The following is a 20,258-nucleotide window of genomic DNA, read 5'->3' on the forward strand; positions in this document are numbered from 1 at the left end:
GTTATGGCAACATTAACTGCAAAGAATCTTGCGAAAGCCTATAAAGGCCGTCGCGTGGTGGAAGATGTCAGCCTCACCGTGAATTCCGGGGAGATCGTCGGTCTGCTCGGGCCGAACGGCGCAGGCAAAACCACTACCTTCTACATGGTGGTGGGCATTGTGCCGCGCGATGCTGGCAACATTATTATTGACGATGAGGACATCAGCCTGCTGCCGCTGCATGCCCGCGCGCGTCGCGGTATTGGCTATTTACCGCAGGAAGCCTCCATTTTCCGCCGTCTGAGCGTGTTTGATAACCTGATGGCGGTGCTGCAAATTCGCGACGATCTCACGACCGAACAGCGTGAAGACCGCGCCAATGAACTGATGGAAGAGTTCCACATCGAGCATCTGCGCGACAGCCTCGGACAAGCGTTGTCCGGCGGTGAGCGCCGCCGTGTGGAGATTGCCCGCGCGCTGGCCGCAAATCCGAAATTTATCCTGCTGGATGAACCGTTTGCAGGCGTTGACCCGATTTCCGTCATCGACATCAAACGCATTATCGAGCACCTGCGCGACAGCGGTCTCGGCGTTCTGATTACCGACCACAACGTTCGTGAAACGCTGGCGGTGTGTGAACGCGCGTATATTGTCAGCCAGGGGCATCTGATCGCACACGGCACACCGACAGAAATCCTGCAAGACGAGCACGTTAAGCGCGTATACCTTGGGGAAGACTTCAGACTCTGATAGGGTAGAAGACTGCGACGTCACAGCGGGAGAAAACGACTCTGAACATGAAGCAAGGTTTGCAACTCAGGCTCAGCCAACAACTGGCGATGACGCCCCAGCTACAACAGGCCATCCGTCTGTTGCAGTTGTCTACGCTGGAACTTCAGCAGGAACTTCAGCAAGCGCTGGAGAGTAATCCGCTGCTTGAGCAAACCGATCTTCACGATGAAATCGACACGCGCGAAACCCAGGACAACGAAGCCCTGGATACCGCAGACGCGCTCGAACAGAAAGAGATGCCCGAAGAGCTGCCGCTTGACGCCAGCTGGGATGAGATTTACACCGCAGGTACGCCGTCCGGCACCAGCGGCGACTACATCGACGACGAGCTGCCGGTGTACCAGGGCGAAACCACGCAGTCCCTCCAGGACTACCTGATGTGGCAAGTCGGGCTGACTCCGTTCTCGGATACCGATCGCGCGATTGCCACCTCAATTGTCGATGCCGTTGATGATACCGGCTATCTCACCATTTCGCTGGATGACATTCTCGAAAGCATCGGCGATGAAGAGATCGGCCTCGATGAAATAGAAGCGGTACTCAAACGCGTTCAACGCTTCGATCCCATCGGCGTGGCGGCGAAAGATCTCCGTGACTGCCTGCTGATCCAGCTCTCACAGTTCGATAAATCCACGCCCTGGCTGGAAGACGCCCGGTTGATCATCAGCGATCACCTCGATCTGCTGGCCAATCATGACTTCCGCACCCTGATGCGCGTTACGCGGCTGAAAGAAGAGGTGCTGAAAGAGGCAGTCAATCTTATCCAGTCGCTCGATCCCAGACCGGGTCAGTCTATCCAGACCGGCGAACCTGAATATGTGATCCCGGATGTGCTGGTGCGTAAGCATAACGGTTACTGGATGGTGGAGCTGAACGGCGACAGCATTCCCCGTCTACAGATCAATCAACATTATGCCGCCCTGTGCAACGGCGCGCGTAATGATGCCGACAGCCAGTTCATTCGCAGCAACCTTCAGGATGCGAAGTGGCTGATCAAAAGTCTGGAAAGCCGCAACGACACCCTGTTACGCGTGAGCCGCTGTATTGTTGAGCAGCAGCAGGCCTTCTTCGAGCAAGGCGAAGAGTTTATGAAACCGATGGTGCTGGCGGACATCGCCCAGGCCGTCGAGATGCACGAATCGACGATTTCCCGTGTGACCACGCAGAAGTATCTGCACAGTCCACGCGGCATTTTTGAACTGAAGTATTTCTTTTCCAGCCATGTGAATACCGAAGGCGGAGGCGAAGCCTCTTCCACGGCGATACGTGCGCTGGTGAAGAAATTAATTGCTGCGGAGAACCCCGCGAAGCCGCTGAGCGACAGCAAGTTAACCTCTATGTTGTCGGATCAGGGTATCATGGTGGCGCGCCGCACCGTTGCGAAGTACCGAGAGTCTTTATCCATTCCGCCGTCCAATCAGCGCAAACAGCTGGTTTGAACCAACCGATAAGGAAGACACTATGCAGCTCAACATCACTGGAAATAACGTCGAAATTACTGAAGCCCTGCGCGACTTTGTCTCAACCAAATTCGCCAAACTTGAGCAGTATTTTGACAGGATTAATCAGGTCTACGTTGTTTTGAAAGTGGAGAAGGTAACACACATCTCGGATGCGACACTGCATGTAAACGGTGGCGAAATTCACGCCAGCGCGGAAGGTCAGGATATGTATGCCGCCATTGACGGTTTGATCGATAAACTGGCAAGGCAGCTAACGAAACACAAAGATAAACTGAAACAACACTAATTGTCCGGGCAGTTAGCGAGTGCAGGACGGCCTGTTGTGACGCACAACAGGCCATTTGTACAGTTAGCGCTCCGAATCTGCCTCATCAGGAATCATTCTGATGGAACAGGTTCTTAGGTGAAATTATGACAAATAACGATACGACTCTACAACTGAGCAGCGTACTTAACCAGGAATGTACGCGCAGCGGCGTTCACTGCCAGAGCAAAAAACGTGCGCTGGAGATTATCAGTGAACTGGCGGCAAAACAGCTCAGCCTGCCTCCGCAGGTGGTATTTGAAGCAATCCTGACGCGTGAGAAAATGGGCAGTACCGGTATTGGCAATGGTATCGCCATCCCGCACGGCAAGCTGGAAGAAGATACGCTGCGCGCCGTCGGCGTGTTCGTCCAACTCGAAACGCCTATCGCTTTCGATGCCATTGATAATCAACCGGTCGATCTGCTTTTCGCCCTGCTGGTGCCCGCAGATCAGACCAAAACACATCTGCATACACTGTCGCTGGTCGCTAAACGTCTGGCGGATAAAACCATCTGCCGCCGCCTGCGCGCCGCGCAGAGTGACGAAGAGCTGTATCAAATCATCACTGACACCGAAGGTGGAAAGGATGAGGCATAACCACCCAATGGCATCTGTTGTGAGGAGAAACGGTACATGGTACTGATGATCGTCAGCGGTCGTTCAGGGTCAGGGAAATCTGTCGCCCTGCGTGCGCTGGAAGATATGGGTTTTTACTGCGTGGACAACCTCCCCGTGGTGCTGTTGCCCGATCTGGCTCGTACGCTGGCCGATCGCCAGATTTCTGCGGCCGTCAGCATTGACGTGCGTAACATGCCTGAGTCCCCTGAAATTTTCGAGCAGGCGATGAACAACCTGCCCGATGCGTTTTCACCACAGCTTCTGTTCCTTGATGCCGATCGCAACACGCTGATTCGCCGTTACAGCGATACGCGCCGTCTGCATCCGCTTTCCAGCAAAAATCTCTCCCTGGAGAGCGCCATCGACCAGGAAAGCGATCTGCTGGAACCGCTGCGCTCCCGCGCCGATCTGATTGTCGATACCTCTGAAATGTCCGTGCATGAACTGGCGGAAATGCTGCGTACCCGTCTGCTGGGTAAGCGCGAACGCGAGCTGACAATGGTGTTCGAGTCCTTCGGCTTCAAGCACGGTATTCCAATCGATGCCGATTATGTTTTTGACGTGCGCTTCCTGCCTAACCCGCACTGGGACCCGAAACTGCGTCCAATGACCGGTCTCGATAAACCGGTTGCGGCATTCCTCGACAGGCACACAGAAGTACACAATTTTATCTACCAGACTCGCAGCTATCTTGAGTTATGGTTACCCATGCTGGAGACAAACAACCGTAGCTATCTCACCGTAGCCATCGGCTGTACCGGCGGGAAACACCGTTCGGTGTATATTGCAGAACAGCTGGCAGACTACTTCCGCTCACGCGGTAAGAACGTGCAGTCACGCCATAGAACGCTGGAAAAACGCAAAACATGACCGTGAAGCAGACTGTAGAAGTCACGAACAAGCTGGGTATGCATGCCCGGCCTGCCATGAAACTGTTTGAATTAATGCAGGGTTTTGAGGCCGAAGTGCTGTTACGCAATGATGAAGGCACCGAAGCCGAAGCCAATAGCGTCATTGCCCTGCTGATGCTGGACTCTGCTAAAGGTCGCCAGATAGAAATTGAAGCTACCGGCCCGCAGGAGGTCGAAGCGCTGGCGGCGGTGATCGCGCTGTTCAATTCAGGATTCGACGAAGATTAGGCCATTTCGCTTTCGTCTCCTCCTTTCTCCCAGAAAACGCCATCCGGCGTTTTTTTTATTCTCTCGCCTTTCTGCCTGCGTCGATATTGTACATTCCGTGCGCTTTTCCGTCCTGATTAAACCTTAAGAAAACCTTAAGAAGTGTTGTTTACGTTCTATTTAAGTTGAGCGTTCATACTGGTTCTATTAGCAACATTACCAGGAGATCTCATGATACTTTTATCTGAACAAAATCCCCTGGGCACCGGACGCCATCGTAAATGTTATGCGCATCCGGGCGATGCCCAACGCTGCATTAAGATCATTTACAATGCCGACCGCAGCGGCAAGAAAGAGATCCGCCGCGAGCTGAAATATTACGCGCATCTGTCACGTTACCTGCAAGACTGGAGCGGCATCCCGCGCTATCACGGTACGGTAGAGACCGATTGTGGTACGGGTTACGTCTACGATGTGATAACCGATTTCGATGGCAAACCGTCCGTCACGCTGACTGAATTTGTGGCGCAGTGCCGCAATGACGAAGATGCCGCCGTCCTGCGCCAGTTGCTGAAAACGCTCAAGCGTTATATCTACGATAACCGCATCGTCACCATGACCCTGAAGCCGCAAAATATTCTGTGTCACCGCATTAGCGAATCCGAAGCGATCCCGGTGATCTGCGACAACATCGGCGAGAGCACGCTGATCCCGCTGGCAAGCTGGTCAGCCTGGTTTTGCCATCGCAAACAGGAAAGACAGTGGGAACGGTTGATTGCCCAACCGGGTCTGGTGGCGGCGCTGAAGATGAACCGCCAGGAAGAAGACAAAAGCGCGCTGCCGCTCCCCTCTCTTGAGGCCGCGCGTCAGCGCAATCTTAATACAGATGGTTACGCGTCATAAACGATTCGCCGCCCAACTGGCGCATTTGACGCAAAATCCACGCCTGACGGCTACGCACATAGCCTGAAGGCGCGTTCGCTTTAAAGCGTAAAGGGTTTGGCAGCACCGCCGCCAATAGCGCGGCTTCTGACATACTTAACCGGCTGGCAGGTTTATTAAAATAGCGCTGCGACGCCGCTTCCACGCCAAACACGCCATCGCCAAACTCCGCAATATTCAGGTAGACGGTCAGGATGCGTTTTTTACTCCAGACGGTTTCCAGCCCGACGGTGAGCCCGGCCTCCAGCCCTTTGCGCAGCCAACTGCGGCCATCCCATAAAAAGAGATTCTTCGCCGTTTGCTGAGAAAGCGTGGACGCCCCACGAATTCGGTTTTCATTACGCTCATTGTGCGCCAGCGCCTTCTCAATGGCCGAAACATCAAAGCCCCAGTGTTCCGGGAATTTCTGGTCTTCCGCCGCAATCACCGCCAGCCCCATCCACGGCGAGATCGCATCCATGCCAACCCAGTCGGAATGCGCAACATAGCCGAAATCGCCTTGCAGCCACGCGCTAATCTGCCGTTCCACCATCACTGCGGAAAAAGGCACCGGAACGACGCTGAACAGCGCGATGCCGCCGCCCCAAAAAACCGCCAGCACCACAAGGATGCGCAGGAGCAAACGGCGCAGGGACGCCAGCGGAGTGAAACGCCCTTTACTCATTCAGCCAGAACCAGTACGCGAGACACCAGTTTTTCAATGCCGGTCGCCGCCTGTGCAATATCCTGCGCCAGCATGTAAGCAGGCGTGGTGACAATTTTGTTATCTTCATCCACCACAATATCGTCAACCGGACATGGCACATGCTCGGCCCCCATATCTTCCAGCACTTCCGCCGTATCGATATCGGTGCCAATCGTCAGACGAAGCGGGAAACCAAAAATCCTGGGCAGCATTGCCGGGGCAATGCACATAAACCCTAACGGCTTACCCGACTGGTGCATGGCGATTGCCAGCGCGGCCAGGTCGCTATCTACCCGGCACTCGCTGCCCTGGCTGGCAAAATTACTCAGGTTTTTCGCCGCGCCAAATCCACCCGGAACAATCAGCGCGTCCAGATCGCTGGAGATCGCCTGGGCGAGTGGACGAATTTCCCCTCGCGTAATGCGCGCGGCTTCGATCAGGACATTTCGCGTCTCCGCCATCGCTTCGCCCGTCAGGTGATTAATCACATCAGCCTGCTGTTTATCCGGCGCAAAGCAGATGGCCTGCGCGCCGCTGCGGGCAATCGCCAGAAGGGTCAGAACGGCTTCATGAATCTCGGCGCCGTCGTATACGCCACATCCACTGAGCACTACGCCAATTTTTTTCATCGTGATGATCCTTTTCGCAACTTACTGAAGCGTATTAATAATTCTGATTAAAATGCTGCGCTTCACACATTTAACTGATTCATGTAACAAAACATTTAAGATTTGCTATCTTAACTGCGTGCGGCCTGAAAAGCAGAGCTGCGCCTGTGTAAAAAACAATCATAACTTACGGCGCAGCCACGATTTCCCTGGTGTTGGCGCAGTATTCGCGCACCCCGGTCAATCCGGGGTCATTTTTTTTCCGCGTTTGCCACCCAGGCTTTCAGCACCGCGACGTCGTGCTGCCACTCCTGCTTCATCTCTTCAACCCATTCACCCACGTTATCTTCCCAGGCAGGAAGATCCGGCGACTGAATTTGCTGACCCAGTTGCTGTAGATGACGCAACCCGACGGAGCCCGCCGCGCCTTTAATTTTGTGGCCTTCTTCAACAACGCCTTTGGTATCCCGCGCCGTCAGGTTGGACTCCAGGATGCTTAAGTAACCCGGCATCATTTTCTCGAACACCGCCAGTCCATCCGTAATTAATTTCGGGCCGACCAGTTCGATATACTGCTCTAACATCGGGATATCTAACAACGCTTGCGATTTACTGCTCTCTTCAGATGTCACAGTGCTCTCCTCTTCGTTACGGGTATCCCAGTATTTTTTAATCATTGCGGTTAACGCCGGAACCGACAGCGGCTTGCTCAACACATCGTCCATTCCCGCGTCCAGATACTCTTTCTTGTCTTTCAGGACGTTAGCAGTGAGTGCGACCAGCGGCGGTAATTCTTCCCGCGCATAGCGGCGGGTAAGTTCTCTGGAGATATCCAGGCCCGTCATATCCGGCAGTTGAATATCCAGCAGCAGCAGATCGTATTCACCCGGGGTGAACATTTCCAGCGCGGCTTTCCCGGTCATCGCCACGTCAACGCTGTTGCCCAGTTTTTCCAGCACTGAACGCGCCACAATGACGTTCAGCTCAATGTCCTCGACCAGCAGCACATGCAGCGCAGGCAGCGGCATGTCATTCTCTTCCAGCGTGTCCTCGACCTCTTCCGCCACGGCTGGCGCATGTACGGTTAACGTAAAGACGGAACCTTTACCCGGCTGGCTGGAAACGGTGATGTCGCCGCCCATATTTTTTGCCAGGCGGCGCGATACCGCCAGGCCAATCCCGGTCCCCGTCGCGGGTTTACCGCCATGACTGTCTTTCACCTGATAATACATGGCGAAGATTTTATCCTGCTCATCCTGCGGAATACCGATGCCGGAATCTTCCACGTCAAAATGCAGCACATCGCCTTCGTCATAGCGTACGCGCACCGTCACCTGCCCTTGCTGGGTAAACTTCACGGCGTTGCTGATCAGGTTCCACAGAATTTGGCGCAAACGCGTGCCGTCGGTGATCACCTTATGCGGCAGCGGCAACGTCGGATCGAGCACAAAGCGTAGCCCTTTTTGCTGCGCCTGCAGGCCGGAGAGATTCTCCAGATCCGCCATGAAACTGGTGAAATCTACCGGCTGGTTATCCAGCTGGACTTTACGCCGCTCCATCTTATCCATATCAATGATATCGTTGAAAATATTCCCCAACGTGACCGCAGAGACATGGATGGTTTTCAGGTATTTTTCCTGCTCGCTGGTAAGGTCGGTATCCAGCAGAATGCGGCTTAAGCCGACAATGCCGTTCAGCGGCGTACGCAGCTCGTGGCTGATCGTAGAGATAAACGTGGTCTTGTCGCGGCTGGCGCGTTCAAGCGCGTCCTGATAACGCTTACGTTCCGTAATATCGCGCCCAAAGCCCATCAGGCCATGACGTTTACCAACGCGGTCGTAATAGGGCACCTTGCGAATTTCAAAGCACGCTTTGCGCCCGTCCGGGTAATCGAGCCACTGTTCATAGGTCAACGAGACATTATGGCGGAAGACTTTTTCGTCGGTCTCAATCACTTTTTCCGCCGCTTCGGGGGAATAGACGTCAGCCGGTTTTAAATGGACGAGCTGTTTTTCACTCTTGCCGGTCAGCAGTTCCATCGCGCGGTTACAGCCGGAAAACTCTTTATCTTCATTGCGATAAAAAACCAAATCCGGCGACGCATCGAGGAAAGAGCGTAAGAAAGAGGATTGCTGTTCAAGCTGAATCTGCGTCTCTTCACGCTCCTTGATTTCCACTTTTAGCTGTTCGAAGGTCGACTGGCGCTCAGCCTCCGCTTTTTCGCGATCGGCAATTTCCTGATTAAGCTGAGCAATATTGTCTTTCAGTTGTACCGTGAGTTTGAGATCGCGCTCGCGCATCTCTTCCAGCTTTTGTACCAGCCGTGACAGGCGCTGCCTGGACTCCTCCAGTTGCTCCACCACCACCGACAAGAAATAGACGGCCCAGGGCGTGATTAACAGGCCAAAAAAGATGGAGCGGATGACATCAATACTTTCGACCTGACCATGCAACACCATGGTGACCGCCATCTGCACCACTATCGCCAGCACCACCAGCGCTAACGCCAACAGCATCGAAAAGCGCACCAGACCCAGCTTCATCATCAGGTCGACATAGTATTGCGCCAGCATACGAATTTGCTTCATAGGGGATTCCTTCACGACAACTTCGCACAATAATACTCAATTCTGAGCAGTACGTTGAAAATTGTGCAATAAATGCGGAGGTTATCGGTGAAATGACCGGGTAGGCGGTAGGCCGGATAAGGCATAGCCGCCATCCGGCAATGTGCGCCAGGCTGCCTGATGGCGCTTCGCTTATCAGGCCTACACGCCTACGGATGGTTAGCTCTCCGGCTGAATCCACGGAGTGCCAAGCGCGGAGCCTTGCGCGCCATGTTCGTTAAGATAGCGGTCCAGCTCCACCATGCCCGTCCAGCGATTCTCACACCACAGCGGGGCGAGCAACGTCGGACGACGGGCGCTGGCGGAAATGCGATGATAAATAACCTCCGGCGGCGTATGGCGGATCATCTCCCCCGCCGTCAGCGTATACGCCTCCAGCGCAATGCCGTTCAGGCGTCCCGCCTCCCAGGCTTTCGCCATAATGCTGCCTTTTACAATATGCAGCGGGTGCAGCTTAATGCCATCCACGCCCGTTTCCACCACGCGCTCCAGCGTTTGCAGGCATTCCGTCTGCCCTTCGCCGGGTAAACCCACAATCAGATGCGAGCACACTTTCAGCCCACGCTCACGCGCCAGTTGGGTGGTTCGCTGATAACAGGCAAAATCATGGCCGCGATTAATACGGCGTAGCGTTTTGTCATGCGCGGTTTGCAATCCCAGTTCCAGCCACACTTCATAGCCCTGGTCTTTATATTCGCAGAGCAGATCGAGCACCGCATCCGGTACACAGTCGGGGCGCGTACCGACGCACAGCCCAACAATGCTGGCCTGGCTTACCGCCTGCTGATACATAGAACGCAGCACCTGCACTTCGGCAAAGGTACTGGTGTACGCCTGGAAATAGGCCAGATAACGTTTGGCGCGATTGACCAGATGCGCCTGATGCGCCAGTTGTTCGGCAATGGAGCGATACTGCTGCGCCTCATCGGCGAAAGAGGCGACATTACAGAAAGTACACCCGCCACGTCCGATGGTGCCATCGCGGTTTGGACAGCTAAATCCGCCGTGCAACGTCAGTTTATGAACTTTTTGCCCATAACGACGAGAAAGATCCCCACCAAACATATTGACTAATTTCTGTAACTGCATAATCTGATAGACCGCGCCTTGAAAAGAGGCCAAAGCCTGCCATTTTTAGCCTTTGTCGGCGATGACCTGGATCAATCGCTCCGGCAGGCTTTTATTTATTGCATAATCAAGCAAAATTACCGCGATTTCATTCACTCCATAGCTAATTACTTTTCCTTATAACTGCACACTTTTTTTATCTTCTGATGACACTGGCTAAAAAACAGTATCATGAAATGCCTGCACCGCTTAAACCAGCATAAAATGCTAAGCATTACGGATAATCAAGGTGAGATAAGGGCTAACAGGCCGTTATGATAGTGAGACAGATCACACTCTCCCCCGCGCTTATGCCGCATCAAATCAATGTAAAAAAGTCATTATTTTCAATACATTCATAAAGTTAATCGACCTATAGCACATTTTTGCATAAATAAGATTGCCATTTGACCTGTGTGTGGATTCCCGATAAGTTGGAAATCCGCTGGAAGCTTTCTGGATGAGCAGCCTGCTCATCATATTTATGCAGTAATTGAGATTCCCTCTTAAACGTATTTACCGATGCGAAAAGGATAAAAGAGGGCGAATGCGAGGTAAGCGTATGATACGCAACCCCCGTCGCCACGCTCTTTCTGTGCCCGTGCGCAATCGGTATCGGATGGGAGTCCCGCAGAGCCTGGGGAGGTTCACTGATATGTTGTACGATAAATCCCTTGAGAGGGATAACTGTGGTTTCGGCCTGATCGCCCACATAGAAGGCGAACCTAGCCACAAGGTAGTGCGTACCGCCATACACGCACTGGCCCGTATGCAGCACCGTGGCGCGATCCTCGCTGACGGTAAAACCGGCGACGGTTGCGGTTTGCTGCTGCAAAAACCCGATCGCTTTTTTCGCATCGTTGCAGAAGAGCGCGGCTGGCGTTTAGCCAAAAACTACGCTGTCGGTATGCTCTTCCTGAATAAGGACTCTGAGCTGGCGGCGGCATCACGTCGTATCGTCGAAGAAGAATTACAGCGGGAAACCCTGTCGATTGTGGGCTGGCGCGATGTGCCGACCAACGAAGGTGTCCTCGGTGAAATCGCCCTCTCCTCCCTGCCACGTATTGAGCAAATTTTTGTTAACGCCCCTGCGGGCTGGCGTCCCCGGGATATGGAACGCCGCCTGTTTATCGCCCGCCGCCGCATTGAGAAACGCCTTCAGGACGATAAAGACTTCTACGTTTGTAGCCTGTCGAACCTGGTGAACATCTATAAAGGTCTGTGTATGCCGGCAGATCTGCCGCGCTTCTACCTGGACCTGGCGGATTTGCGTCTGGAATCGGCCATTTGCCTGTTCCACCAGCGCTTCTCCACCAATACCGTGCCGCGCTGGCCGCTGGCGCAGCCGTTCCGCTACCTGGCGCACAACGGCGAAATCAACACCATTACCGGCAACCGTCAGTGGGCGCGCGCCCGTACTTATAAATTCCAGACGCCGCTGATCCCGGATTTACAATCCGCCGCGCCGTTCGTCAACGAGACCGGTTCCGACTCCAGCTCGCTGGATAACATGCTGGAACTGCTGCTGGCAGGCGGGATGGACATCGTGCGCGCCATGCGCCTGCTGGTGCCGCCCGCATGGCAGAACAACCCGGATATGGACCCGGACCTGCGCGCCTTCTTTGACTTTAACTCCATGCACATGGAGCCGTGGGATGGCCCGGCGGGCATCGTGATGTCCGACGGTCGCTTCGCTGCCTGTAACCTCGATCGTAACGGTCTGCGTCCGGCGCGCTACGTCATCACCAAAGATAAACTGATCACCTGCGCCTCTGAGGTGGGGATCTGGGACTACCAGCCTGACGAAGTCGTGGAAAAGGGCCGCGTCGGCCCCGGTGAACTGATGGTGATCGACACCCGTGGCGGGCGCATCCTGCACTCTGCGGAAACCGATGACGATCTGAAAAGCCGCCATCCGTATAAAGAGTGGATGGAGAAGAACGTCCGCCGCCTGGTGCCGTTTGAAGATCTGGCCGACGATCAGGTCGGAAACCGCGAGCTGGACGACGACATGCTCGCCAGCTATCAGAAACAGTTTAACTACAGCGCCGAAGAGCTGGATTCCGTCATCCGCGTACTGGGCGAAAACGGCCAGGAAGCGGTCGGTTCAATGGGTGATGACACCCCCTTCGCCGTGCTTTCCAGCCAGCCGCGCATTATTTACGACTACTTCCGCCAGCAGTTTGCGCAGGTGACCAACCCGCCAATCGACCCGCTGCGTGAAGCGCACGTCATGTCGCTGGCCACCAGCATTGGCCGCGAGATGAACGTCTTTTGCGAAGCGGAAGGACAGGCGCACCGTCTGAGCTTTAAATCGCCAATTCTGCTGTACTCCGATTTCAAACAGCTCACCACCATGAAAGAGGAGCATTACCGCGCCGATACGCTGGATATCACCTTCGATGTGACGGAAACCTCGCTCGAAGAAACGGTGAAAGCGCTGTGCGATAAGGCTGAACAGATGGTGCGTAACGGCACCGTCTTGCTGGTGCTCTCTGACCGTAACATCGCCAAAAACCGTTTACCGGTTCCGGCGCCGATGGCTGTCGGGGCGGTACAGACTCGTCTGGTGGATAAGAGCCTGCGCTGCGATGCCAACATCATCGTAGAAACCGCAAGCGCGCGTGACCCGCACCACTTTGCCGTGCTGCTGGGCTTTGGCGCCACGGCGATCTATCCGTATCTCGCCTATGAAACGCTGGGCCGTCTGATCGACACCCAGGCCATCGCCAAAGACTACCGTACCGTGATGCTGAACTACCGTAACGGCATCAATAAAGGTCTGTACAAGATCATGTCCAAAATGGGCATTTCGACCATCGCCTCATACCGCTGCTCCAAACTGTTTGAAGCGGTCGGTCTGCATGATGACGTGGTGAGCCACTGCTTCCAGGGCGTGGTCAGCCGCATTGGCGGCGCCGGTTTTGCCGACTTCCAGCAGGATCTGCTGAACCTCTCGAAACGTGCCTGGCTGGCGCGTAAACCGCTGGATCAGGGCGGTCTGCTGAAATACGTGCACGGCGGCGAATACCACGCCTATAACCCGGATGTGGTGCGCACCCTGCAACAGGCGGTGCAGAGCGGCGAGTACCGCGATTACCAGGCATATGCCGCGCTTGTTAACGAACGTCCGGCGGCAACGCTGCGCGATCTGCTGGCGCTCAATCCTGGCGATAACGCCATCAGCATCAACGATGTTGAACCGGCGAATGAGCTGTTTAAACGCTTCGATACCGCGGCGATGTCCATCGGCGCGCTGAGCCCGGAAGCGCATGAAGCGCTGGCGGAAGCGATGAACAGCATCGGCGGTAACTCCAACTCCGGCGAAGGCGGCGAAGACCCGGCGCGCTACGGCACCAACAAAGTGTCGCGCATCAAACAGGTCGCTTCCGGCCGCTTCGGCGTAACGCCAGCGTATCTGGTCAATGCTGACGTCATTCAGATTAAAGTCGCTCAGGGCGCGAAGCCGGGCGAAGGCGGCCAGTTGCCGGGCGATAAAGTGACCCCGTACATCGCCAAACTGCGCTATTCCGTACCGGGCGTGACGCTGATTTCTCCGCCGCCGCACCACGATATCTACTCTATCGAGGATCTGGCGCAGCTGATTTTCGACCTGAAACAGGTCAACCCGAAAGCGATGATCTCCGTGAAGCTGGTTTCTGAACCGGGCGTCGGCACCATCGCTACCGGCGTGGCGAAAGCCTATGCGGATCTGATCACTATCGCCGGATATGACGGCGGCACCGGCGCCAGCCCGCTCTCCTCCGTGAAATATGCGGGCTGTCCGTGGGAGCTGGGCCTGGTGGAAACCCAGCAGGCGCTGGTGGCTAACGGTCTGCGTCACAAGATCCGTTTGCAGGTGGACGGCGGCCTGAAAACGGGCCTCGACATCATCAAAGCAGCGATTCTCGGCGCGGAGAGCTTTGGCTTCGGCACCGGCCCGATGGTGGCGCTGGGCTGTAAATACCTGCGTATTTGCCACCTGAACAACTGCGCGACAGGCGTGGCGACTCAGGATGACAAACTGCGTAAGAACCACTACCACGGCCTGCCGTTCAAAGTGACCAACTACTTTGAGTTTATCGCCCGCGAAACCCGCGAGCTGATGGCGCAGCTTGGCGTGAAGCGTCTGGTGGATCTGATTGGCCGTACCGACCTGCTGAAAGAGCTGGAAGGGTTTACCGCTAAGCAGCAGAAGCTGGAACTGTCCCGACTGCTGGAAACCGCTGAGCCTCATCCGGGTAAAGCGCTGTACTGCACCGAGCATAACCCGCCGTTTGATAACGGCGTGCTGAACGCGCAACTGCTGCAACAGGCGAAGCCGTTTGTCGATGAGCGCCAGAGCAAAACCTTCTGGTTCGACATTCGCAACACCGACCGCTCCGTGGGCGCGTCGCTCTCTGGCTATATCGCTCAGACGCATGGCGATCAGGGGCTGGCCTCTGACCCGATCAAGGCACACTTCAGCGGCACCGCAGGTCAGAGCTTCGGCGTCTGGAACGCGGGCGGCGTGGAGCTGTATTTGACGGGCGATGCCAACGACTACGTCGGTAAAGGCATGGCGGGCGGTCTGCTGGCGGTGCGTCCTCCGGTGGGTTCAGCGTTTCGCAGTCATGAGGCCAGCATCATCGGCAATACCTGTCTGTACGGCGCGACCGGCGGTCGTCTGTATGCGGCGGGCCGCGCGGGCGAACGTTTCGCAGTACGTAACTCCGGGGCCATCACCGTGGTAGAAGGCATTGGCGACAACGGCTGTGAATACATGACGGGCGGTATTGTCTGTGTACTGGGCAAAACGGGCGTTAACTTCGGTGCTGGCATGACGGGCGGCTTCGCCTACGTGCTGGATGAAGACGGCGAGTTCCGCAAACGCGTGAACCCGGAGCTGGTGGAAGTGCTGAACGTCGATGACCTGGCCATCCACGAAGAACATCTGCGCGGTCTGATTACCGAGCATGTGCAGCATACCGGTTCTCAGCGCGGTGAAGAGATCCTGGCTAACTGGTCAGTATTCTCAACCAAATTCGCGCTGGTTAAGCCGAAGTCCAGTGATGTGAAAGCACTGTTGGGTCACCGTAGTCGTAGCGCAGCTGAGCTGCGTGTGCAGGCGCAGTAAGGGGTAGAGCAATGAGTCAGAACGTATACCAATTTATCGACCTGCAACGCGTTGATCCGCCGAAGAAGGCGCTGAAGATCCGCAAAATCGAGTTTGTTGAAATTTACGAACCGTTTTCCGAAGGCCAGGCCAAAGCGCAGGCGGATCGCTGCCTCTCCTGCGGCAACCCGTACTGCGAGTGGAAGTGCCCGGTACATAACTACATCCCGAACTGGCTGAAGCTGGCGAACGAAGGACGTATTTTCGAAGCGGCGGAGTTGTCTCACCAGACCAACACGCTGCCGGAAGTGTGCGGCCGCGTCTGCCCGCAGGATCGTTTGTGCGAGGGCTCCTGTACGCTCAACGACGAGTTCGGCGCAGTGACTATCGGCAACATCGAGCGTTATATCAACGATAAAGCGTTCGAAATGGGCTGGCGCCCGGACATGACTGGCGTGCGTCAGACCGACAAACGCGTGGCGATTATCGGCGCGGGCCCGGCAGGGCTGGCCTGTGCCGACGTACTCACCCGTAACGGCGTGAAGGCGGTGGTCTTTGACCGTCACCCGGAAATCGGCGGTTTGCTGACGTTCGGTATCCCGGCTTTCAAGCTGGAAAAAGAGGTGATGACCCGCCGTCGTGAGATCTTCACCGGCATGGGCATTGAGTTCAAACTGAATACCGAAGTGGGTCGCGACGTGCAGCTGGACGACTTGCTGGCAGAGTACGATGCGGTGTTCCTCGGCGTTGGTACCTATCAATCAATGCGCGGCGGGCTGGAAAACGAAGATGCCGACGGCGTGTTCGATGCCCTGCCGTTCCTGATTGCCAACACCAAACAGATCATGGGCTTTGGCGAAACCACTGACGAACCGTTCGTCAGTATGGAAGGCAAACGCGTCGTGGTACTGGGCGGCGGCGACACCGCGATGGACTGCGTGCGTACCTCGGTTCGCCAGGGCGCGACGCACGTCACCTGCGCCTATCGTCGTGACGAAGAGAACATGCCAGGCTCCAGACGCGAAGTGAAAAACGCGCGCGAAGAAGGGGTCGAATTCCAGTTCAACGTGCAGCCGCTGGGCGTAGAAGTGAATGCCAACGGTAAAGTAAGCGGCGTGAAGATGGTGCGTACCGAAATGGGCGCGCCGGACGCGAAAGGTCGTCGTCGTGCGGAAATCGTCGCCGGTTCCGAGCATGTGATCCCGGCAGATGCGGTGGTAATGGCGTTTGGTTTCCGCCCGCACAGCATGGCGTGGCTGGCGAAACACAGCGTGGAGCTGGACTCCCAGGGGCGGATTATCGCGCCGGAAGGTAATGAAAACGCCTTCCAGACCAGCAACCCGAAAATCTTCGCCGGTGGCGACATCGTGCGAGGCTCGGATCTGGTGGTCACGGCAATTGCCGAAGGCCGTAAAGCGGCAGACGGTATCCTGAATTACCTGGAAGTGTAATACTTCTGGCTCCCCTGCCACAGCCTGACGCTGATGGATGGGGAGCCAATATTTCTCTGCTAAATATATGCGAATTCATTCTTCGAAAGCCGCTCGCAAATACGGCTGTAACTCAATGTAATACACCTCTCCTGGATTGACCAGGATATGCCTGAAGCGTATTGGTAGCGATATATTTTTCATTTCGCAACTATCGCGCCAGGGATGACATGACTGTACCAACACCACTTCAACACGCTGACGATTATCAGCAAATCCATGACGGTATTATTCGATTAGTGGACAATGCCCATACCGAGGCCGTCCGCAGTATTAATGCTTTGATGACGGCAACCTACTGGGAAATCGGCAGGAGAATTGTCGAGTTTGAACAAGGCGGCGAAGCACGAGCGGCTTATGGTATTCAACTCATTGAGCGGTTATCCGCAGATTTAAGCCAGCGCTATAAGCGTGGATTTTCCACCAGGAATCTGTGGCAAATGAGAACATTTTATCTATGTTTTCAGTATATTGAAATTCCGCAGACAGTGTCTGCGGAATCTTCACATTTGATACAACTCGCTAAAGTTTTTCCGCTTCCCTGGTCAGCTTACGTGCGTTTACTATCGGTAAAAAATCCCGATGCCCGCACTTTTTACGAGAAAGAGACGCTACGTAACGGCTGGTCTGTGCGGCAACTCGATCGGCAAATCTCCACCCAGTTCTACGAACGGACGCTACTGTCCCATGACAAATCCGCCATGTTGCAGCAGCCTGCGCCCGCCGAGCCAACAGTCTTGCCGGAGCGAGCCATACGCGACCCGTTCATTCTGGAATTTCTTAACCTGAAGGACGAGTATTCCGAGTCGGATCTCGAAGAGGCGCTGCTCAGTCACCTGATGGACTTTATGCTGGAGCTTGGTGACGATTTTGCTTTTGTCGGCCGCCAGCGCCGATTACGCATAGACGATAGCTGGTTCCGCGTCGATCTGTTGTTCTTCCATCGCCGCTTGCGTTGCCTGTTGCTCGTTGACCTGAAGGTCGGCAAATTCAGTTATGCGGATGCCGGGCAGATGAATATGTACCTGAACTATGCCAAAGAGCACTGGACAATGCCGGGAGAAAACCCGCCCGTCGGGTTGGTTTTGTGCGCAGGAAAAGGCGCGGGGGAAGCGCATTACGCGCTAAACGGCCTGCCGAATACCATCATGGCGAGCGAGTACAAAGTGCAGTTGCCTGACGAAAAACTACTGGCAGATGAGCTCATTCGTTCACAAATAGCACTGACTGCACAGCAAGTTGAATCAACTGAATAACCAATTTACTTTGCACATCAGGAAAAGCACTGCGTCACGAGCTGAATTTTCAACAACTCGACTGACGGGATTATGCACTATCGGGAGATATAAAGCGTTACACCGGATGGCTATAAACCATCCGGTATTTTCATGCCTCTAATAAGCTGGCGCGCACCTTCACCACAGCTTTCTTAATCTCCCCTGACTCGCCAGCCATACACCCGGGCTTATGGGGTTCCCCCGGCATAAACACGGAGAACATCCCCGGTGTCAGCGTAATGGACTGCTGTTCATGGATACGGCGGCAAAGCTGGTAATCCTCTTCACCATGCAGCTCCTCGCATTCGCGCGCTGACCCGACTACGCCAAACAGAATGCGCTCCTCACCCGTCAATAACAGCTGAATGTCGATGTACTGCACATGCAGCTCCGCTTTTTTCTCCTGCGGCGACTGCGTGGCAAACTGCATCACATTCATAAACACATCGTCGCCCTGCAATTCGTAGCGCCCGGGCGTTTTCTCCTGCGGCCTTACCGCCAGCGCCAGGGTTAACGCATCCAGCAATACCGGATGCAGCCCGGCAGACGGTAACGACTGAATTTCTCCCATCAACATCATTTATCTCCCTGAGCTAACAACGCGGCACCCAGTAGCCCCGCGTCATGTCGGTAATGCGCTGCGCTCAACGCCACCTGATAAACCGCTGGTTCCTGCGCCAGAAAGTGGCGTACCTGCGCCAGATATCCCTCAGCTAACCCTACGCTGCCGCCAATAACCACCTGCTGGCAATCCGTTGTCGCTTTAACATCGGCAATTAACCGCGCGACAACCTGCGCGGAGTGCTGAACCAGACGCACAGCCTGTTCGTTCCCGGCAGCCGCATGTGCAAAGACAGTTCTGGCGTCGCACCCGGCCAGGGAACCCTGCGCCGCTGCCGCAATGCCGCGTCCTGAGGCGATAGCCTCCACACAGCCGCGTCGTCCGCAACCGCAAACCGGCCCCTGCGGATCGGCCAGCGTATGCCCCAGATGCCCGGCCAGACCGCTCATCCCGGTGAGCAATCTGCCGTCGCTCACCACGCCGCCGCCAACGCCGGTCGACACGGTAATAAACACCATATCGCGGACATCAGACGCAAGGGCATGGTATTCCGCCCATGCCGCCGCCTGCGCGTCATTCACCGCCAGCGTCGGCAGACCGGTAAGATCTTCTAACATCTGCACCAACGGAAAATGCAGCAGACCACCCAGGTTATGCGGATTTATCGCCAGTAGCGCGCCTTCTCTGATAATGCCGGTAGAGGCTATCGCCACCCGCTGCGCGGTCGTTTGCAGCGGTTCAACCAGCGCTTTTAGCGCCTCTCGCAGCGCATCCGGCGTTTTGCTGGCGGGGGTCGGCAATTCACGTCGTTCGCGGATGCGTAAATCATCATCCACCCGCGCGGCAGCCAGCTTGGTGCCGCCAATATCGATCGCCAGCGTGCTCATGACGTCGCCTTTTTCAATGCCGTGTTGTACCACTGACAAATATGTTCCAGCCGCGTAATGGCAGATCCCACCGTCACCGCCCACGCGCCGTGACGCATGGCTTCAGCGGCCTGTGCCGGCGTGTTGTAACGCCCCTCGGCAATCACCCGGCATCCGGCATCATGCAGGGCTTTGACCAGCGCGAGGTCAGGTTCGTCCGGTGTGTCCGGCGTGGTGTATCCCGACAGCGTGGTGCCGATAATTTCCGCACCACGCCGCTGACAGGCTAATCCATCCTCCAGTGACGAGCAGTCGGTCATCGCCAGCAACTGGTGCTGATGAATACGCGCCAGCAGCGCATCAACGGTCGCCGGACGTACACGGTCAGTACCGTCAACCGCAATAATATCCGCCCCGGCCTGTGCCAGCGCATCCACATCCTCAAGGAATGGCGTGATGCGTACCGGGGAGTCGTCAAGGTCACGCTTGAGAATACCGATAATCGGTACGGAGACCAGCGCACGGGTCGCCCGCAAATTGTCCACGCCTTCAATGCGTAGCGCGACGGCGCCAGCCTGCTCCGCCGCCAGCGCCATCGCAGCCACGATGTCCGGTTTATCGAGAGGGCTGCCTGGAACCGGCTGGCAGGAGACAATCAACCCGCCATTGGCGGCAATGTTTTTATCCAGTTGTTCAAGTAACGACATATCCACTTCCTTACGC

17 protein-coding genes are annotated in these 20,258 nt (G+C 55.6%); 10 read left to right on the forward strand and 7 right to left on the reverse strand.

Annotated features, from left to right (window positions below; translation table 11 throughout):
- Nucleotides 1-3 precede the first annotated feature (3 nt).
- The 7 genes from lptB (at nt 4) to yrbL (ending at nt 5,179) form a co-directional block, all read left to right on the forward strand.
- Nucleotides 4-729: an LPS export ABC transporter ATP-binding protein gene (gene lptB, locus OGV67_RS15485; protein ID WP_012135334.1), complete on the forward strand. Its 726-nt coding sequence runs from the start codon at nt 4-6 to the stop codon at nt 727-729.
- A 47-nt stretch (nt 730-776) separates the two neighbouring features.
- Nucleotides 777-2,210, forward strand: a complete 1,434-nt coding sequence (rpoN, locus tag OGV67_RS15490) for an RNA polymerase factor sigma-54 (protein ID WP_012135335.1) — start codon at nt 777-779, stop codon at nt 2,208-2,210.
- Nucleotides 2,211-2,232: 22 nt separating this feature from the next.
- Nucleotides 2,233-2,520, forward strand: coding sequence for a ribosome hibernation promoting factor (hpf, locus tag OGV67_RS15495; protein WP_012135336.1), 288 nt, complete (start codon nt 2,233-2,235; stop codon nt 2,518-2,520).
- 125 nt (nt 2,521-2,645) lie between these two features.
- Nucleotides 2,646-3,137 (forward strand): PTS IIA-like nitrogen regulatory protein PtsN, encoded by a 492-nt coding sequence (gene ptsN / locus OGV67_RS15500; protein WP_012135337.1) that lies wholly within the window; start codon nt 2,646-2,648, stop codon nt 3,135-3,137.
- Between the two features lie 36 nt (nt 3,138-3,173).
- Nucleotides 3,174-4,028 (forward strand): RNase adapter RapZ, encoded by an 855-nt coding sequence (gene rapZ / locus OGV67_RS15505; protein WP_012135338.1) that lies wholly within the window; start codon nt 3,174-3,176, stop codon nt 4,026-4,028.
- Nucleotides 4,025-4,297, forward strand: a complete 273-nt coding sequence (gene npr, locus OGV67_RS15510; RefSeq protein ID WP_012135339.1) for a PTS phosphocarrier protein NPr — start codon at nt 4,025-4,027, stop codon at nt 4,295-4,297. The genes rapZ and npr overlap by 4 nt, the downstream gene beginning before the upstream one ends.
- A 210-nt stretch (nt 4,298-4,507) precedes the next feature.
- Entirely contained in the window at nt 4,508-5,179 is a 672-nt protein-coding gene (gene yrbL / locus OGV67_RS15515) for a PhoP regulatory network protein YrbL (protein WP_012135340.1), read from the forward strand.
- On the opposite strand, the gene mtgA is transcribed toward yrbL, so the two are convergent.
- The 4 genes from mtgA to mnmL form a co-directional block, all read right to left on the reverse strand.
- The gene (gene mtgA / locus OGV67_RS15520) at nt 5,154-5,882 is read right to left on the reverse strand and encodes a monofunctional biosynthetic peptidoglycan transglycosylase (RefSeq protein WP_115608796.1); all 729 of its coding nucleotides are present in this window, start codon (nt 5,880-5,882) and stop codon (nt 5,154-5,156) included. The two genes, yrbL and mtgA, sit on opposite strands and share 26 nt — an antisense overlap.
- On the reverse strand, nt 5,879-6,532 hold the full coding sequence (gene elbB / locus OGV67_RS15525) for an isoprenoid biosynthesis glyoxalase ElbB (protein ID WP_115608795.1): 654 nt from the start codon (nt 6,530-6,532) through the stop codon (nt 5,879-5,881). The genes mtgA and elbB overlap by 4 nt, the downstream gene beginning before the upstream one ends.
- Nucleotides 6,533-6,762: 230 nt before the next feature.
- The gene (gene arcB / locus OGV67_RS15530) at nt 6,763-9,099 is read right to left on the reverse strand and encodes an aerobic respiration two-component sensor histidine kinase ArcB (RefSeq protein WP_012135343.1); all 2,337 of its coding nucleotides are present in this window, start codon (nt 9,097-9,099) and stop codon (nt 6,763-6,765) included.
- A 198-nt stretch (nt 9,100-9,297) separates the two neighbouring features.
- Nucleotides 9,298-10,227, reverse strand: coding sequence for a tRNA modification radical SAM protein MnmL/YtqA (mnmL, locus tag OGV67_RS15535; protein WP_112001513.1), 930 nt, complete (start codon nt 10,225-10,227; stop codon nt 9,298-9,300).
- A 673-nt stretch (nt 10,228-10,900) separates the two neighbouring features.
- On the opposite strand from mnmL, the gene gltB reads away from it, so the two are divergent.
- The 3 genes from gltB (at nt 10,901) to OGV67_RS15550 (ending at nt 18,086) form a co-directional block, all read left to right on the forward strand.
- Nucleotides 10,901-15,361 (forward strand): glutamate synthase large subunit, encoded by a 4,461-nt coding sequence (gene gltB, locus OGV67_RS15540; protein WP_147293774.1) that lies wholly within the window; start codon nt 10,901-10,903, stop codon nt 15,359-15,361.
- Nucleotides 15,362-15,372: 11 nt separating this feature from the next.
- Nucleotides 15,373-16,791 carry a glutamate synthase subunit GltD gene (gene gltD, locus OGV67_RS15545; protein WP_012135351.1) on the forward strand — a complete coding sequence of 473 codons (1,419 nt, stop codon included), beginning with the start codon at nt 15,373-15,375 and terminating at the stop codon, nt 16,789-16,791.
- Between the two features lie 209 nt (nt 16,792-17,000).
- Nucleotides 17,001-18,086, forward strand: coding sequence for a PDDEXK nuclease domain-containing protein (locus OGV67_RS15550; RefSeq protein WP_115608792.1), 1,086 nt, complete (start codon nt 17,001-17,003; stop codon nt 18,084-18,086).
- A gap of 130 nt (nt 18,087-18,216) precedes the next feature.
- On the opposite strand, the gene nanQ is transcribed toward OGV67_RS15550, so the two are convergent.
- Genes nanQ through OGV67_RS15565 form a run of 3 tightly spaced genes read right to left on the reverse strand, consistent with a single transcriptional unit; the run spans nt 18,217 to nt 20,242 of the window.
- The gene (gene nanQ, locus OGV67_RS15555) at nt 18,217-18,684 is read right to left on the reverse strand and encodes an N-acetylneuraminate anomerase (protein ID WP_115615316.1); all 468 of its coding nucleotides are present in this window, start codon (nt 18,682-18,684) and stop codon (nt 18,217-18,219) included.
- Complete coding sequence (gene nanK / locus OGV67_RS15560) at nt 18,684-19,556, reverse strand: N-acetylmannosamine kinase (RefSeq protein WP_115614379.1); 873 nt, start codon at nt 19,554-19,556, stop codon at nt 18,684-18,686. Before nanK ends, nanQ begins: the two co-directional genes overlap by 1 nt.
- Entirely contained in the window at nt 19,553-20,242 is a 690-nt protein-coding gene (locus OGV67_RS15565; protein WP_104868130.1) for an N-acetylmannosamine-6-phosphate 2-epimerase, read from the reverse strand. The genes nanK and OGV67_RS15565 overlap by 4 nt, the downstream gene beginning before the upstream one ends.
- Nucleotides 20,243-20,258 lie beyond the last annotated feature (16 nt).

Source organism: Citrobacter sp. CK188 (assembly GCF_030333525.1).
In the GTDB taxonomy this organism is placed as follows: Bacteria; Pseudomonadota; Gammaproteobacteria; order Enterobacterales; family Enterobacteriaceae; genus Citrobacter_B; species Citrobacter_B koseri.